General features: G+C 23.5%; 16 protein-coding genes and 1 other RNA gene. 10 read left to right on the forward strand and 7 right to left on the reverse strand.

Going from position 1 to position 16,738, the window contains the following annotated elements; genetic code table 4:
* The gene (locus ACE38S_RS01110; protein WP_374695993.1) at nt 1-225 is read left to right on the forward strand and encodes a hypothetical protein; all 225 of its coding nucleotides are present in this window, start codon (nt 1-3) and stop codon (nt 223-225) included.
* 499 nt (nt 226-724) lie between these two features.
* Here ACE38S_RS01110 and ACE38S_RS01115 read toward each other — a convergent pair whose 3' ends face one another.
* The 3 genes from ACE38S_RS01115 to ACE38S_RS01125 form a co-directional block, all read right to left on the reverse strand.
* On the reverse strand, nt 725-928 hold the full coding sequence (locus ACE38S_RS01115) for a hypothetical protein (RefSeq protein ID WP_374695994.1): 204 nt from the start codon (nt 926-928) through the stop codon (nt 725-727).
* 394 nt (nt 929-1,322) lie between these two features.
* Nucleotides 1,323-1,484 carry a hypothetical protein gene (locus ACE38S_RS01120; RefSeq protein ID WP_374695995.1) on the reverse strand — a complete coding sequence of 54 codons (162 nt, stop codon included), beginning with the start codon at nt 1,482-1,484 and terminating at the stop codon, nt 1,323-1,325.
* A 627-nt stretch (nt 1,485-2,111) separates the two neighbouring features.
* Complete coding sequence (locus tag ACE38S_RS01125) at nt 2,112-2,315, reverse strand: hypothetical protein (protein ID WP_374695996.1); 204 nt, start codon at nt 2,313-2,315, stop codon at nt 2,112-2,114.
* Nucleotides 2,316-3,173: 858 nt separating this feature from the next.
* On the opposite strand from ACE38S_RS01125, the gene ACE38S_RS01130 reads away from it, so the two are divergent.
* From ACE38S_RS01130 to ACE38S_RS01155, 6 genes are all read left to right on the forward strand, one after another.
* A complete protein-coding gene (locus ACE38S_RS01130; RefSeq protein WP_374695997.1) occupies nt 3,174-3,461 on the forward strand; it encodes an HU family DNA-binding protein in 288 nt (95 codons plus the stop codon).
* Between the two features lie 16 nt (nt 3,462-3,477).
* The gene (locus ACE38S_RS01135) at nt 3,478-4,038 is read left to right on the forward strand and encodes a DnaD family protein (protein WP_374695998.1); all 561 of its coding nucleotides are present in this window, start codon (nt 3,478-3,480) and stop codon (nt 4,036-4,038) included.
* Nucleotides 4,039-4,593: 555 nt separating this feature from the next.
* Complete coding sequence (locus ACE38S_RS01140; RefSeq protein WP_374695999.1) at nt 4,594-4,920, forward strand: DivIVA domain-containing protein; 327 nt, start codon at nt 4,594-4,596, stop codon at nt 4,918-4,920.
* 47 nt (nt 4,921-4,967) lie between these two features.
* Nucleotides 4,968-5,336, forward strand: an RNA gene (gene rnpB / locus ACE38S_RS01145) — RNase P RNA component class B.
* Nucleotides 5,337-5,801: 465 nt separating this feature from the next.
* The gene (locus tag ACE38S_RS01150) at nt 5,802-6,290 is read left to right on the forward strand and encodes a hypothetical protein (protein ID WP_374696000.1); all 489 of its coding nucleotides are present in this window, start codon (nt 5,802-5,804) and stop codon (nt 6,288-6,290) included.
* A gap of 85 nt (nt 6,291-6,375) precedes the next feature.
* Entirely contained in the window at nt 6,376-8,283 is a 1,908-nt protein-coding gene (locus tag ACE38S_RS01155; protein WP_374696001.1) for an ABC transporter ATP-binding protein, read from the forward strand.
* Between the two features lie 1,566 nt (nt 8,284-9,849).
* Here ACE38S_RS01155 and ACE38S_RS01160 read toward each other — a convergent pair.
* Nucleotides 9,850-10,005, reverse strand: coding sequence for a single-stranded DNA-binding protein (locus ACE38S_RS01160; protein ID WP_374697105.1), 156 nt, complete (start codon nt 10,003-10,005; stop codon nt 9,850-9,852).
* A 1,921-nt stretch (nt 10,006-11,926) separates the two neighbouring features.
* Here ACE38S_RS01160 and ACE38S_RS01165 point away from each other — a divergent pair.
* Nucleotides 11,927-12,877, forward strand: coding sequence for an IS30 family transposase (locus ACE38S_RS01165; RefSeq protein WP_374696002.1), 951 nt, complete (start codon nt 11,927-11,929; stop codon nt 12,875-12,877).
* Nucleotides 12,878-13,318: 441 nt separating this feature from the next.
* Here the strand turns inward: ACE38S_RS01165 and rpmE are convergent, their stop codons facing one another.
* Both rpmE and ACE38S_RS01175 read right to left on the reverse strand, forming a co-directional pair.
* Entirely contained in the window at nt 13,319-13,624 is a 306-nt protein-coding gene (gene rpmE / locus ACE38S_RS01170; RefSeq protein WP_374696003.1) for a 50S ribosomal protein L31, read from the reverse strand.
* A 217-nt stretch (nt 13,625-13,841) separates the two neighbouring features.
* On the reverse strand, nt 13,842-14,000 hold the full coding sequence (locus tag ACE38S_RS01175; RefSeq protein WP_374696004.1) for a hypothetical protein: 159 nt from the start codon (nt 13,998-14,000) through the stop codon (nt 13,842-13,844).
* A gap of 560 nt (nt 14,001-14,560) precedes the next feature.
* On the opposite strand from ACE38S_RS01175, the gene ACE38S_RS01180 reads away from it, so the two are divergent.
* Nucleotides 14,561-14,728: a hypothetical protein gene (locus ACE38S_RS01180; RefSeq protein WP_374696005.1), complete on the forward strand. Its 168-nt coding sequence runs from the start codon at nt 14,561-14,563 to the stop codon at nt 14,726-14,728.
* 363 nt (nt 14,729-15,091) lie between these two features.
* Entirely contained in the window at nt 15,092-15,382 is a 291-nt protein-coding gene (locus ACE38S_RS01185) for a hypothetical protein (protein WP_374696006.1), read from the forward strand.
* A gap of 438 nt (nt 15,383-15,820) precedes the next feature.
* On the opposite strand, the gene ACE38S_RS01190 is transcribed toward ACE38S_RS01185, so the two are convergent.
* On the reverse strand, nt 15,821-16,066 hold the full coding sequence (locus ACE38S_RS01190) for an FAD-dependent oxidoreductase (protein WP_374696007.1): 246 nt from the start codon (nt 16,064-16,066) through the stop codon (nt 15,821-15,823).
* Nucleotides 16,067-16,738 lie beyond the last annotated feature (672 nt).

Genomic DNA, 16,738 nt, shown 5'->3' on the forward strand with positions numbered 1-16,738 from the left:
TTGATAAAAATAGGTATTTACCAGTCAGGAACAGGCACTACCGCTATTGTTGCTTTTAAAAATAATAAATTAATTGATAAATCCGAATATATACATCGTTATTGAATTACACAATCCGATATTATTTTAGATGTGTTAATATCAGATGTAATTATTAATATTGAAGATTGTTTATATACATCTGATAATGCGAGTAAAAATGGAGACCGATTTATTAAAAAGTAATTGGAACAGTTAAATACAATACAAAAAAGTACTCAATATTAATTGAGTATCATCAAAACATACTAAATCAATTGTTAAAAATATGGAAAATTTAAGTAAATACAATGATAGTTGTATATGATAATTTGATAAAGATAGTAATTTAATTTATCAATATGGTAAAGATTGAAAATATAATAATGATAAAATAAGTAATCATTTACGAGATGCCATTATTATTGCTAATTATGATGGTTAATATTATGAAACATTCATATAATCAAAAAACAAGAAAATATTATTATTGCAAAATTCGAAATGTTAATGTTTTCACTTAAATGAAAATGAAGAAAAAGCTTGAAATAAATTAAATTTTGATACTTATTCGCAACGAATAAAATATCTTATTAATTTTTATATAAGTCACAGCAAATAAAAATAAAAAATAACCAATTAAGGTTATTTTTTTTAAACACTATTTGTTAGTTGTCTAATAACATCTTTTTTTGTTTTTTGTCGTTTACTTTAACTTGTTTTTTAACATTTTTAATTTGACCTGTTTTAAGGGCCAATTATTTTGCATAATCAGGTCCTTGTAAATGTGTTTTTCGTGGGCAATAACAGCCGTTCTTAATTCTCTAATTTCTGCTTTATATTTTTTAACTTTTTTAGAAGATATTCCAATAATAACAATACTACCCATTCCTACTGCACCCGCTAACACAAGTAAAGTAATTAATTAGTAATTACTTAATTCCATTTTTATATTCCTATTTTCTTTATAATTATATTTTATTTGAAAATCCACATAAATATGTTTCAACTTATTGAAACATATCCAAATTGTAGCTTTTTTAAGTAATGAATAAAAACTTTCTATAACAATATTATCTGCATAGTGATAATTTTTCCCCATTGAAATTATAATATCGTTAGATAAATATTTATCGTGATAAATAACGAATTTGTATTGATATCCGTGATCTGAGGTGAATTATTATGCCATTCAGATCTTTTTTTATTAATTTTATTTTATTAATTGCATAATTTAAATTATCTATTACTAATTTATTGTCATTATATTTAGATCACTTTACATCAACTATTTATTTAGTATATTAATCAATAATTGTTGATTGATAATATCTTTCTCCTTTTCAAATTAAATATGTTACATCAGTATATAGTACTAAAAACCTTGTTTTTATATCATTGAATTTACAATTAATTAAATCAAGATATTGCAATAAACTTTTTTCTTTATTCTGTTCATACTTCATTTTTCTTATCATTTTTCTTACATATTCAGGTTATATTTGATTATTAATCATAATCCTTAAAAATTTTTTTGAATTATATTTTATATAATAATCTTTCTTAAAATATTTAGTAATTATTCGGTATCCAAATTGTTTTAAATTTTCTTCATAGACTTTTACAATATCATTTATTGCTTTTTTATTTTTTTTATTTTTTTGCTACTGTCATAATTTTTATATTTACCTCAATAACTATGTTTTAACTCCGTTACTTCTAATAATAATTTTATTGAATACTCACAACAATTTTGTTTAATAAAAGAGACGATTATTGGTTTGCTTAATTGTAAAAGTCATGGAGCTTTTTAATAATTCATACCTTGTTTTATAATATTAAAAATCTTTTTTACCAAAAGAAATTTTATATTTTTTAGGGTTGTTTAATTCCCCTTTTTTTATTATTTTCTCATTAAGATTTTATTATATTTGCATTTATATTATATTGTTTTGCTACTATTCAACAACTTTTTTGTTTAATTTCCTTAATTACTTTTTTCTAAATTCTGATGTATATTTGTTATATTTTTGCCTTTTCTTGCCATATAAATGCCCCCCTATAAAAATTTAGCAAAATCTTTTTTATTTTACTTACTTTTTTGGGTGCAGTCTTTGTGATGGTTTTTTATTAATATATATTTTTCGCAATGTTTGGTAAATTTTTGTTTTAATAATTTTATTATTACAATAATTATATAAATAAACACCACCAATTATAATTTCTAAAATAACAAAAAAGGCAATGATAAATCAGACATATCCGGGTAAGTTAAAAGGGGATGCGTGGATATTCAAAAAGAAGTAAGGATATAATCGATTTTTAACAACACCAGGAGTGCTTATTGATCAAGTTAAAATGATCAACAAAAACACACAGGGATGTAAAACCCAATCATTGTGTGTGCACAATAGTCTAATAAGACAAACAAATATTTTCAAAAGTTTGTTATAAAAAATTATTTTAAGTTAATTTCTTGTTTATTTTCCATAAAAAATAAAACATAAATAACAAATGCAGTTTGATTTGTCATATGGTCAATAGTTGTTGTAATTCATCCAAAAGTACTATCGGGTAAAGGTTATGTTGGTAGTAATATAAACAGTTGTTTATAATTAATAAATGTAATATTAATATAACAAGCTGATGTTAAAGCAACTGAATATTATTGACTTTTGTTTTTATTTTATTGGTGATGGCGAATATCGCTAATTAAGAATCAAAACATGATTCTTAAGTTTGATAAACGTGTGAAAGTTGTAAAAAATCTAGCGTATATATGGTATAATTTTTCATTATAATGGTTTATAATATCATTTTGATTAAAAAACGCATTGATAAGTGTTTCACCTTAAGATAACAATACCAACCAATAATTACAAAAAAATAACTTATAAATCTGCTTTCAAGCTAATTTAATTTTTAAATTAATACTATAATTATGTCTCCTTGTTTTAGTTGTGTTGTATTAATTTTAATTTCCTGTAATTATTACTATAGTATTGTAGCTTTGAATACTTCAAAAGCGATTTTTCTTAGTTATAAAACTTGCCCGAAAGTAATGTTTTTGGTTAAAAAGATATACATTTGTTGGAAAATTGGGTAAGATAATATAAACCTAAAATTATAAAAGGTTTATTAGAAGAGGTGTAATTATGTCAAAAAAAGAACTAGCAGCTCAAATTGCAGGAGAATTTACTGATTTATCAAAATCACGTGCTGAAGAAATTACAAATTTTATTTTTGATAAAATTAAAGAAACTTTAATAAAAGAAGATGAAGTATCAATTGCGGGATTTGGTAAATTTGTTGTAAATAAAAGAGCAACAAGAGATGGAAGAAATCCGGCAACAGGGGAAACAATCAAGATCTCAGCTTCTAAATCAGCTAAATTTAAACCAGCTAAACAATTAAAAGATGCATTAAAACTAATTAACAATTAGGAAAGATTTAATTGTTATGTTAAATAATTTATTTAACAAAGGCAGCATTAATAAGTGACGTTTTTTGTTAAGTTATTATAAATTAATAAATTTGTCAGAAGAACAGTTAGTTTTAATCATGTTGATTATGAACCGTTCTTCTTCTGATAAAAGGTTTATTGTGCCGTTAGAGATTGCAAATTATTCTAATTTTACCGAAGCACAAGCAAAAAAAATGTTAGATCAATTGAAACAAGATGGTTTCATTGAAATTAAGATGAAAAAAGATGTTTTGGAAATGGATTTATCACCAATTTTTAATAAAATTATTATTTCACTTGAAAACTCACAGTTAAACGTTGAAAAAAATATTTTATTTGATCAAGTAAATGAAATTTTACAACAACCGCTTAATGACCAAGAAAAAGCTACCCTGAATACTTATTTAGAAAATAAAATTTATAATTTTCAATTAACCTTAATTATTAATAGTCATCAAGAAAAAAAAATAACTTTTAAAGAATTATTGAAATTTATTGATAATTACCTTAAAAATAAACCAAAATCATTAACTAAATATAATTGATTAATTGATTAAGTATTGGTTCAAAATCAAGAAAATTAGGAAGAGTCAAAAAAAAGTTCATAACCATTTTCAACAAAATATGAAAGCGTTATTTGTTTTGTTGGCATTAATTTTATTAATTCTGTTAATTTATGATATGATGAAATAAAATAAAAATTATAGATACGAAAATAAATAATAATAGAACTAATTATATGATAGTTGTGAATCAAAGCTAATTGTTGTAATTAATGATTATTAATATTGTTTAAATTAAATTTTTATTGGTTGGTTTCTTTTGTTTAAAATTCAATATAATGGTATTAATAAATTCCATAATAATCACAACCTAGCTTTTGATTTAAAATAACTTTTTGTGATTAAATATTGCTGTTTTTTCACTGAAAAAACAGTTACTGGTCGTTTTAAAAAGAGACCAATATTATTATCATAATATTTTTGAATATTATAATTAAGTAAAGATTATAAAAATATTCCACGATTATTTAATAGAATTATTGTTTTTTTATCTTTCAATAATTTAATTATGAAATAACGTAATTTGTTTCTTGCAAATGAGGTGCAAAAATGAAAGCAATTAAATTACGAGCAACCGATATTATTAATAAAGAATTTAAAGTTGATTATCAGGGTTATGATCCAAATGATGTTGATATGTTTTTGGATATGATTGCCATTGATTATCGAATTTTTGAGTACATTACAAATGATTTTAATAAAGAAATCAAGTATTTGCGCCAACAATTAAATGAGTTGCAAGATAAAAATGATGTGTTACGCGCTCAACTTGATGAAACAAAAGTACAAAAAGCGCGCTTAGAAGAAGAAGGATATTCAAAGGCGGATTTAATTAAACGAATTCATAATTTAGAGGGTAAAATAAATAACGATTAGATTTGTTTAATTAAGAGCGAATATACAGTTATAATAATTATGAGTTATAATATAGATAGTTGCTATTAACATTTTGTTAATAGAAGAAACTCCACGCTTGTACAGTTTGTTATGATTGTAGTGTTTATGCTAATTTAATTAATAAAATTAGGAATAAAGGTAACTTATGACGGATAAAAAAAAATCCTACGTTATTATTAAATAATATGGAGTTTTTTATAAAAGTGCCAAAGAAACGAGTTTTTAAAAAAATTTAAAAAATGGAAGGGGTAAACCCTATAAGCAAGAAACCTAAATTTTGATAAGGGAATTTCTTGTTTTTAAGTAGAAGAAACAAGATGATCAATTTAATGATTTATAGATAAATAACTGGTATTTTATTTTAAGAAAATAAAAACATAATGTTGGTTATGATGTTGTAACTTTGTTAATAAAAATAGATATTAATCTTTTTTTATTTTTATTTAAATTAGTTATAATTTATTTTTATAAAAATAAATTATAGTTTTTATAAATAATAAAAAAAAAAATAATAAAAAAAAAAAATACTAACGGTAATTTAACAGTACAAAATAATAATATTTTAGCACGAATTTAAAAATCATTTTTTTATAAATAATTATATAATCAAAGTTCAATTACTTTTAAAATTGTTACTTATGCTATTTTTTAACAGTGGCGGTTGGATTAAACTTATTAGAATTTTTTAATGTGTCAACTCCTTGGGGACAATTTTTGGGTTACGTTTTTTGATACTTTAGTAATTTATTTATTCAATTTCAATTGTTGGGTTAGGATTTGATTTACTAGAAAGAGTATCCTTAACATTAATTCATAACTTAATTGATGGGTATCATACCTGAATTGAAATGGCGTTTTTTATGATTTCTAATATTTTAGTTGTGCTTATAACATGATTTGTTTATTATATTTTATTCAATGCTTACGCAAAAATTACGGTGTCAGAAAATGTGACCGATCATAATATTCATGAGTATCATCATGTTAAAAAAGCTCATAATCATCATCATAAAATTAGTAACATTAATTGCGTAAAAAAATTTTTACTATTTATTATTATTATTCCAATATGTGCTTTAATTGAAGCAATTTCATTTATAATAATTGTTGTAAAAATTTTAGTAAATATAGGTAATACTGATGTTGGTCAATATCGTGGCCATGATATTGACGGAATGGCTTCGATTTTTGAATCATGACAGCATACTTTAATTTTTATCGGAATTTTCTTTGGAATTTTTACCGGGAAATATATTGTCAATACTACTTTATTTTTATTATTAGAAATACAAAAAGACAGCTGGTTGATTGCTATGGAGTATATGTCTAAAACTTTTTTAAAATTTTAAAAAAGTTTTATTTTTTTTTTTGATATAATACATTGATACAAGAGAAAATATTATGATCGCATTTTTTAAGAAATGAGGTGAGGTTATGAGGAAAATCAAAGAGTTAATTGATATTAATAAAATTGAGAAGAATTTACATTACAATGAGTTACCTGAAAAAAACAAAACTAATAATCAAGAAACTCCATTAGAAATGATGAAGCGAATTAAGACACATCGCATTAGTTTTTTTAAGTTAGTTGCTATTTATTATCGTCGTTATATTTTACGTTCGTTGACAATTTTACTAACATTGGTATTGAGTTCCACTTCAATTGTTATAACGACTTTTTTAATTAATAAGTTAATGAGTGAAATTTTATATGAATTTAATGATGACCCAACGGCAATAACAACCGGATTAAGATGATATATATGATTAATTATTATTGGGGTTGATTTATTAGTAGCCGTAATAACGACTAATGTTCGAGAACGAGTAGGTGGGATGTTAGGACGGAATATTGAAATTGATGTACGTAATGCGGTGTTAAATAATTTAGTTAATTTAAACATTGGCTATTATTCTGATAAAAAAATTGGAGAAACAATGACAAAATTAATTAATGATACCCAAGTAATTGGTGATGAATCACAGTTAACGCCAGCTAACTTAATTAGTATTCCAATTATTTTTATTGGTAGTGCTATTTCCTTGTTAAATATTGATTGAAAATTAGCATTAATTTGTTTAGGATCAACAGCATTATTTATGACTGCTGTTGCCGTAACTTTCCGTTCACAAGCAGCAGAAACAGAAAATGTTCGTGCTAAAATTACCGATGTTAATGGGGATGTAACAGACCGTATTGCTTCAATTGCTTTAATTAAATCAACTGGAACAGAAGAATATGAACGTGTTCGTTTTGAACAAATTCATAAAGAATATTACCGTGTTAATCGTCGTTTGAATCGGATTCAAGCTCGTATGACAACAATCATTATTTTATGTTCTTTGAGTTTAACGGTTATTGTTATTTTAGCAAGCATTATTTTATATGGCAATAAAGGAGCGGAACATACTAACAGTGTTATGAAAATTTTACCAGCCTTCATTACTGGAGTTAATACATTAGCTTTTCCAATTTGAACACTGACAGGGTTAGTTCCTGGATTAGCACGGGCAACCGCTTCAACAAAAAGAATTATTCAATTAATTCGTGTTTATACAACAATTGAACCAAACCGTAATGCCCCATCAGTAAAAGAAGTTAAAGGAGATATTATTTTAAAAGATATTGTTTTTGAATATCCTGAAAAACCCGGGGTTATTATTTTACCAAAAACAACAGTTACTTTTGAAAAAGGAAAAAGTTATGCTTTTGTTGGGGAAACAGGAAGTGGTAAATCAACAATTTCAAAATTATTATTACGTTTTTATGACCCAACAAGTGGCGAAGTTATTGTTAATAATACTAATTTAAAAGAATTAAACTTATCAAGTTATTTAACGCATGTTGGTTATGTGGAACAAGAACCAAAAATTTTATTTGGAGATGTTGTGTATAATGTTAAATATGGAATGTTTAATGCTACGGATGAAGAAGTTATTGAAGCTTGTAAAAAAGCTAATTTGTATGAGTTAGTGATGGGTTGAAAAGACGGTTATAATACCATTTTAGGAGAACGTGGTTTCATGTTATCTGGGGGACAAAAACAACGATTAGTTATTGCTCGGATGATTTTAAAAAATCCCCAAATTCTAATCTTAGATGAAGCGACAAGTGCTTTGGATAATATTGTTGAAAAAGAAATTCAAGTGGAATTAGAAAAAATTATGGTTGGCAAAACAACAATTTCAATTGCCCACCGATTAAGTACAATTAAAAATGTTGATCAAATTTTTGTATTAGGAAAAGGGCAAGGAATTATTCAAAATGGAACATATGATGAATTAATTGCGATTGATGGCCCTTTTCGTGATTTGCATCGCGCTGGCCACCAAGGAAAGTAAAAAATGTTAATATAAAGACTGCACCCATTTTAGTAAGTACTAATAAAAAGTATTTACTATTTTTGCATTTTGGTAATATTAATCAATAAAAACTTAGTTAAATAAATTTTTATAAAAATTTATTGTATAACTTATTTATGTATTGTAAAAATAAGGTGATTGGGTTAAAAAAGAAATTATTTTTCAATTAATTGAAGAGATGGTAAAGATGAAATTTTAAAAAATATAAACATACCTTACGGGATGGAATTTAATTACAAATGTATAAATGAAAATCAGAAGATGACAAACATATTAAAAGGTTTTTGACCACAATTAATACATGGTAGTGCATTAATAAATATATATGCCTTGCATTATGATAATTTTGCAAAATTTTAATAACAAATAATTATGTTGGTTGTATGTATTATTTAAGGGCTAAGATTAATATCTTAGAAGTTATGGAATAATATAACACCTAATCACTTAAATTATATTACTTTTAATTTTATTGTCAATATATTTTTATATTTTCTTCAATTTTTGCCCCTTGATAAATTATGTTTTAAAGGCGTCATATAAGATGAACCAGCAAAAAACAATTATTATAAAATTATTTTTTTATTTTTATATTAAAAAACATAAATTTATTTGCATTATTTATTGAATAATACCCTTATTTGAAAAGAAATTTATAAAAATATCCTTTATTTTTTGTATGGAAAACAGAATTTAATCTGTTTTTATGATAAAAGTTTTTAATTTAAAGATAATATCCGATCAATAATGCAACTCTTAAAACTTAATATTTTGATGCTTAAAGATTGATAACTCATTTATGACACGAAACTTTAAATAAAGTGTGAAATCAAATGGATTTACTCTTATTTTCCTGAATTGTAAAAATTCATTGGATTTAATACAAAATATTTAATAAAGTGTCCCAAATATATTTACAATTCAGGAAAATATTTAATAAATTTATTAGTTAAAATTTAATAAATTATTTTTAGCGTGCTTAAATATGCTTAAAATAAGATGAAATTACAAAAATTTATGTTTTTTGAAAAAATGATTGCAATTTATTAAAAATATTTTATTGTTAATATAACAAGATATAAATTTGCCTTTTGTATCACACAGAGCCTCTTTAAAAGTTTATTGATATAGTTTTGTAAAATTTTTAAATAATTCACTATATGATTTTATATCACAATCAATAAACTTAATTAATTTATCATCAAAATTATTTTTTATTCAACAATCAATCATATTATGTAAACATACTCCATGAGTTTTTGCTAATTATAAAATATTATCATCAATATGTGAAAAATCTTTTGGTATTAAAATATTAACAATTTCACTAACACTGAGAATAGAAATACTATACTTATGTAATTCATCATTATAAATATATAATGGTTTAATCTAATTTAATTGTATAATTATCACCAAATAATTCTTTAATATCTTCTGAATTATAATTTATTTGTTTTTCTAAAATAATTTCATTTGGTTTTTCAGATAATATTATATTTTTTTTGAATCATTATTTGTATGTAATAATTAATAATTAGATACTTATACTATTCCTTCGTTTTTATTATCTTTATTTTTAAAAAATTGTAAAACACCAATAATAGCAATTTTACTTTCTTTTTGACAATATTTTTGTAAAACTATTGCTTGTTTATTAAAAATTCGACAAAGAATAAAATCAGTTTTTTTGTGTTGAATATGGGGCGAGTAACTGCTAAATTAAATACTGCATATTCTTTCCTATTACTTGTTTTTTAATTTCAATATCTTTTGTTGTTCTACAAATTAAAATAAATTTATTAATTATTATATTTCTTTAATTTCATATCCATAATTAAATTATCAACATATTAATAAACACTCTCTTATGAATAACATTTTTATAATGTTATATTAAATAAGTTTTCTTCTGTATAAACTTTACCATCTTCATCTTTTCGCATATTATTCATAATTTATCACCTCGTAATTTGCTTTTTCATCTTCTAAATAATCACTAATTAAACTTTTAACCTCATCAATTTCATATCATTTTAAATTTAAGTTAAATTCTGTTGGCAATGAAATATTACTAAATATTGTTCTTAATTACCAAATTTAAGATATAAATTTAATTCTCAACATAAATCATATTCACTATCAATTTGTACATAAATAATATCTTTATTTGTAATTTTTAATGCGTTATTATTAATTCATTTTTAATTTAAGTAATCACTAATACAATATGACATTTTCTTATTCCTCCTAATTATTTTTATTGTTTAATGCTCAATGTTCATCAGTAATATCTTCTTGTGATATTGGATAACTTTTAAGCATTAATTAATTTAATTTATTTTCTATATTGCATTTAAAACAATAACCTCAGTATTTTTGTTTAAGACAAATTTTCTTTTTCATATAAATATCCTAAATTATTTGATTGATTTTTTTATCAATTTGTAATATTTTTTAACCATCTAATGGTAAATCTAAAATATCATTAATTTTGTAATGTCGCATATAAGAAACAATAAAACATTATTTATTTTAAAATAAATTTAAATACATTTTTGATCATTATAAAATTGTAAATCATAATGATTTTATGGTGGGAAATACGACAACCAACAGCTTTACAATTAACTCAATCAAATGATGTTGTTATTTTATTTCAATTTTTATTAATATACAAACTTTTATATTATGTCATTATATTTCCTCTTATTTTTAATTTGATGATACTCACCTTAAAGTGAAAGTATAAAAGTGATAATTAGTTATATAAATATTTATCTATTTATTTACTACGCCATCAGCTTTACTGGAGGTGAGTTGTGACGGTATATTATTCAATAGTCGAAAGTTGTTTTTTATTGATTACGCCAGAAAATTCTCTATCTTCATCCGCGCTATTTCAGACCATTATATCTTTAAGTTTTTAAAATAAATTAACTTGCACCTTGAAGAGCCTAATGCTAGCTTTGTGATTTTTAAAACCGCTACCACTTTTAAGAAGTAATATCTATTGCCAAATTTATTTATAAAGTTATCATCTCAATATTTATTGTGGTTTGATGTTGATCTTGTACTTATCACCACTATCGCTTAGTTCCAATAAACTAGCGTCGATTTACATATTTCCTCATAAACTATTTCAGTACTCGCCTCGGCTGGCTGTGGGAATAAGATTAAACTCATGTTATGATAAGATAAAATCACTTAATTATTTAAAATAACTGCTCACAATGCATTAAATTGTTTTATAAAATCAAAGTTTTAAAAAACCAGTTTCTCAATCAAAGATAATTTTTGAATTTTCTAGTTTATGATAAAATAGCTTTTGTTTTTTATCTTTTGTCTGATTTAATAAATCTTTATGTTTTTCACAAGTTAATAAAACTTTATTTGATAAAAATTATTTTACAATAAATGATATTGATAATTGTTACAAATCAATATCACATATCGTTTCTTGCTTATTAATTTTCATTATCTTCTTCTTTTCTTGATATTAAGTTTTTTATAGGTTAAATTATACTTGTAAGTGCAAGTAAATAAAATTGCAAAAAATTTCATATAAAAATTTCATGATGCTAAGTTTATTTTAGAAAAATTAAAGCAAGGAGTTTTTTATATGGGATATAAACATCTTGGCATAGATGAAAGAATTTATATTGAGAATCAATTGAAATTTAAATTAAAAATTAGTGAAATAGCTAAAAATCTTAATCGAAGTATTAGTACTATTATTCGAGAAGTTAATAGAAATAAAGATAATAATCATTATTTTTCATTAATTGCACAAAATAAAGCAGAAAATAGAAAACAATCATATGTTTATTTTCATAAGTTTAAAAATAGAGAATTAGTAAAATATGTACAACAAAAATTATTATTAGGTTGATCGCCTGAACAAATTTATGGAAGAATTAAAAATTTTCATAAAGAATGAATTATTAGTTTTAAAACAATTTACAATTGAATTTATTCTGGATTACTTGAAAAGGTTACTAATAAAAATTTAAGAAGAAAAGGTAAGAAACGAAAATCTCAAGAAAATCGCGGTAAATTTAATGGTAAATCAATTAAAGAACGAAATGTTAATGTTAATAATCGCATAACTGTTGGCCATTGAGAGGGTGATAATATAGTATCATCGCGAGGTAAAAGTAAATCATGTTTAATAACTTTAGTTGAAAGAACATCAAGATTTACTTTAGCAATGTTAGTTGAAAATAGAACTACTAAAGTTATTAACGAAAACATTAGCCATTATTTATCAATTCTTCCAAATAATCTTGTTAAAACTATAACATTTGATAGAGGTAAAGAATTTGCTAATTGACAACGACTTGAAAAAAATTTAAATGTGAAAATTTATTTTGCTAATGCATATTCACCCTGACAAAGAGGTACTAATGAAAATACTAATGGGTTAATTAGAGAAAAATTTCCTAAAAAATTTAATTTTTCAAATACCACGAAAAATGCAGTTCATAAATTTATATTGTCTTTAAACCATAGACCAAGAAAAATACTAAATTATCTTTCACCAATCGAATATTTGGTTAGAAAAATAATTTAGTTGCACTTAACTTTACAATTAGGCATAGCAAAATTAATTAACTGAAACAAAGAAAGAACAACACCTTAAATTAGGAGAAAAACAGGTAAACTTTGTAAAGATTTTTAAGATATTTAATAAATGTATAATACAACTTAAATATGGTATCAAAAAGTTATTATAGTTTTTATGTAAATATTTAAGATACTGTCCTTTCTCTGAATCAATTAATAATTTTGGTTTTACAAATATAAAAAAAACAATTTTAATAAAAGGTTTATTATTCTTATTTAATCTATAATTTTTTTCAAAACCCTTTTTTCATGCGACCAATAAAATAGTTATTGTTAAGTTAAATTATTATTTACTTTAATTGTTGAGAAATTATGTTTTTATTTAAATAGCAACTTTATTAAAAATATCAAAAAAAACCTTTATCTTTTCAAGATAAAGGTTAAACAATTATCCTGTTTTTTGATTATCATATTTTGGTTTCATTGTTTTTTTGTTAAGTTCTTTTTGTGCTTTTGATGCTTTTTCTGTTTGTTTTACTAACTCTTCTTTTTTATTAAATTTAGATTTAAATCTTTCAACACGGCCAGCTGAATTAGTAAACTGTTGACTACCTGTATAGAAAGGATGGCACGAAGAACAAGTATCAACTTTTAATTCTTCTCCTTTAGTAGAACCACTTATGTACTCTGTTCCACAAGTTGTACACATGATTTTAGTATCAAAATATTTTGGATGGATTCCTTCTCTTGCCATATAACTCACCTCACTTTTAATAATATGACCGCATATTATTTGCACGTAATTAATGGTAACACATATTTAATTAAAAATAAAGATTATTAAATAATCTTTGCAAATTCATTAAAATCAATTATAACTCGTTCTAAACGTTTTGATAAAAATTCAGTTAAAGTTAAATAAGAAGAAGTAGTTCCGTAATAAACATTACACAACTAGCATTTTTTACTTTTTATTGGTTTAATCCAAACATTACTTCATCAATAAATTGCTTTCTCAATTCATGATTTGTAATGTTAATAACATTCATTACTTCAATCCCTATTGAATAAGGTGCTAAGTAATCCGCTTCCAAAATTACTGTTAAGTATCCATTGTTATTTTTTTTCACTATTATATTTTTTAATAGTTTTTCGTCAATTAATTGCATTTTTTACTGTCATTTAATTATTATTATCTCCTTTAATTATTACTATTCATTAATTTTTACCAATACAATATTTAATACATCAACATTTTTTGCAAAAGGCGGCGAATATGGTGAATCTAAATGTTCAATTTCCTTAATTTTAGTTTTTATCCAAATAATTGGAAATTAAAGCGGTTGATTCTTAAACCAACCTTATTATAACTAAATTTGTTAACCAACAATATTTTTATTTTTTTTAATTATGTAAATTGTAAAACAAATGCATTAATAAGTTCCAATAAGTTGGATCATATTTATGTGAATTTTCAAATAAAATATAATTATGAAGAAAGTAGGAATATAAAAATAGGGAAGAAATTCATCGGTATATGAATTTAAAAAACAAATTATTTTACTTTATCAAAATGGTAAAACCATTCTTGAAATTTTTAAATAATATAAGGTGTCAAAATCAACTATATATCAGTTAATTGAAAAATTTCATAATTCTGGATCTTTTAAAGCAAAAGATAATCGCACTTTTGAAGAAAATTAACTTTGATTGCCTTGCAAAAATAATTAATCTAATTACGAATGGAAAACAACCTTTTAAGGCAAGCGTCGCTGATAATTGGCAAAAAATAGAAATTATTAACAATAATAAAGAAAAATGTTCCATGCGAAAAATTGGTCAAATAGATCAAAATTAAAGATAGCAAAATCAACATATTACTATCAAATTAATAAATGTGGCTATGGTTGATGTTAATAATTATGAACAAAAAGTTATCAGAGCATTTAATGTTAATCGTAAAATTTATAGAGATTGTAAAGTTAAAGATTTTTAAATTAAAAAGATATTATCTTATCGCGAAGAAAAATTCACCAAATTATGATTAAAAATCAGTTAGTATCTAAATGCACCAAATTTAAAATATTGTAATCATAAGTTGGTGGTTAATAACGACGAAATTAGCAACGTTTTAAACCGTGAATTTAATAATTAATAATAACCACAAAAACCAATGAAGTTTTGTTGTTAGTGATTTAACATATGTTCAAGGTGGTGCTAAATGACATTTGACATTATCCTTTGTTTGTTGATTGACTTGTTTAATCGTGAAATAATTGGCTATAGTGTCGAGACAAATAAAACAATACAACTAGTGCAAGAAACCTTTTATTCAATTACAATACCATTAAAACAAATTACGTTATTTCATAATAACTGGAGTAATGAATTTAAAAATAAAATCATTGATAATACCTTAAATATTTTTAACACCAAACAATCATTAAGCAATAAAGGCTATCTTTATGATAATGCTGGGGCTGAAACAATTTACAAAAGTTTTAAAAAATAATTTGTCAAGAGGCAAAAATTTATAAATTTAACCCAATTAAAATACAAATTATTTAACTTTGTGCATTAATATAACAATATTTGAATTCATGGTAGTTTAAATTATTTAATACCTGTTGAATTTAGAAAAACAACAGTCCATATAAAAAGTGTCCTAAAAAATGTTGCCAATCCAAAAACTTCTTGATAATAATCCAATAAATTCTAGGGCGATCATTACCTGTAAATGTAATTTTATTATAGTCAAATTCTAAATCTTTTGCAACAGTTTCAATCATTATGGTTAACGATAATGCTAAACTATAAACATTAATCACATTCAAACCTTGGAAACATGATTATGCTAATCCGGTTGGTTTTAGTGCATTAACATCAGCAATAACTCCTGTCCGCAAAACATTTGTTACTAAAGCAATATAGGTTGGTTGTTTTTTTGGCATTATCTATCATAAATCTCAACACAATCACCAATCGCAAAAATATTATGGTCTGATGTTTTAATATATTTATCAAATTTGATGACATTATTTTTATCCAAATCAATAACGTCGGATAAAATTTTATTTGCTGATTTTAAAACAACTGGTCAAATTACTAAATTAGTATAATATGTACCTTTACCTGTTGCTGCTTTTGTTACTTTGTTATTATTACTTTTAAATTTAACAACAATTTTAACTACCACATAAATTAACACCCGCTTTACACATGGCTACTTCAAAATCTATCAAGTAAAAAAGCTTATCGTAATAATGTGGCATAATGCGGTCGGAAATATCAAATAAAGTAATATTTTTCAATTTTTGGTGAAAAGCATCAATTAATTAAATACCAATTTAGCCCGCCTCACATAAAACAACGTTTTTAATATATTTTTATCATCATTTGCTTTCTTTATTAATTAATCATGTTGGTATCATTTAACAATACAGATCCCTTCTTGTTTAATTCCTTCGATTGGCCGAATAATAAGTCAAGAACCAATATTTGAAATTAATCTATCATAAGTATCATCAAATTAATTACTATTTTTTAAATTTTTTACCCGAATTTTTTGATTTTTATTGTAAATTTATAATACTTCATACTCCATATTTGCTTTAATACCTTAGTTTTTTAGTATCTTTTGATAAGCATAAAATAAACCATTTTGATCTTTTACCTATCCTGTGAAATTAATAGTGCAATTCCACATCCCAAAAACGAAATATTGTTATTTTTTTATCATAAGTAACAATTTGTGTTCTTGGTTCCAGTCTTCTTAAGGTTCTATCAGCAATCGTACCCGAACGGTTAGTTCCGACTACAATAATTTTAATTTTTATATTTCCCTTTTCTATTCTTAGTAAGATTAATA

It is taken from the genome of Spiroplasma endosymbiont of Polydrusus formosus (genome assembly GCF_964263245.1).
GTDB lineage: Bacteria > Bacillota_I > Bacilli_A > Mycoplasmatales > Mycoplasmataceae > Spiroplasma.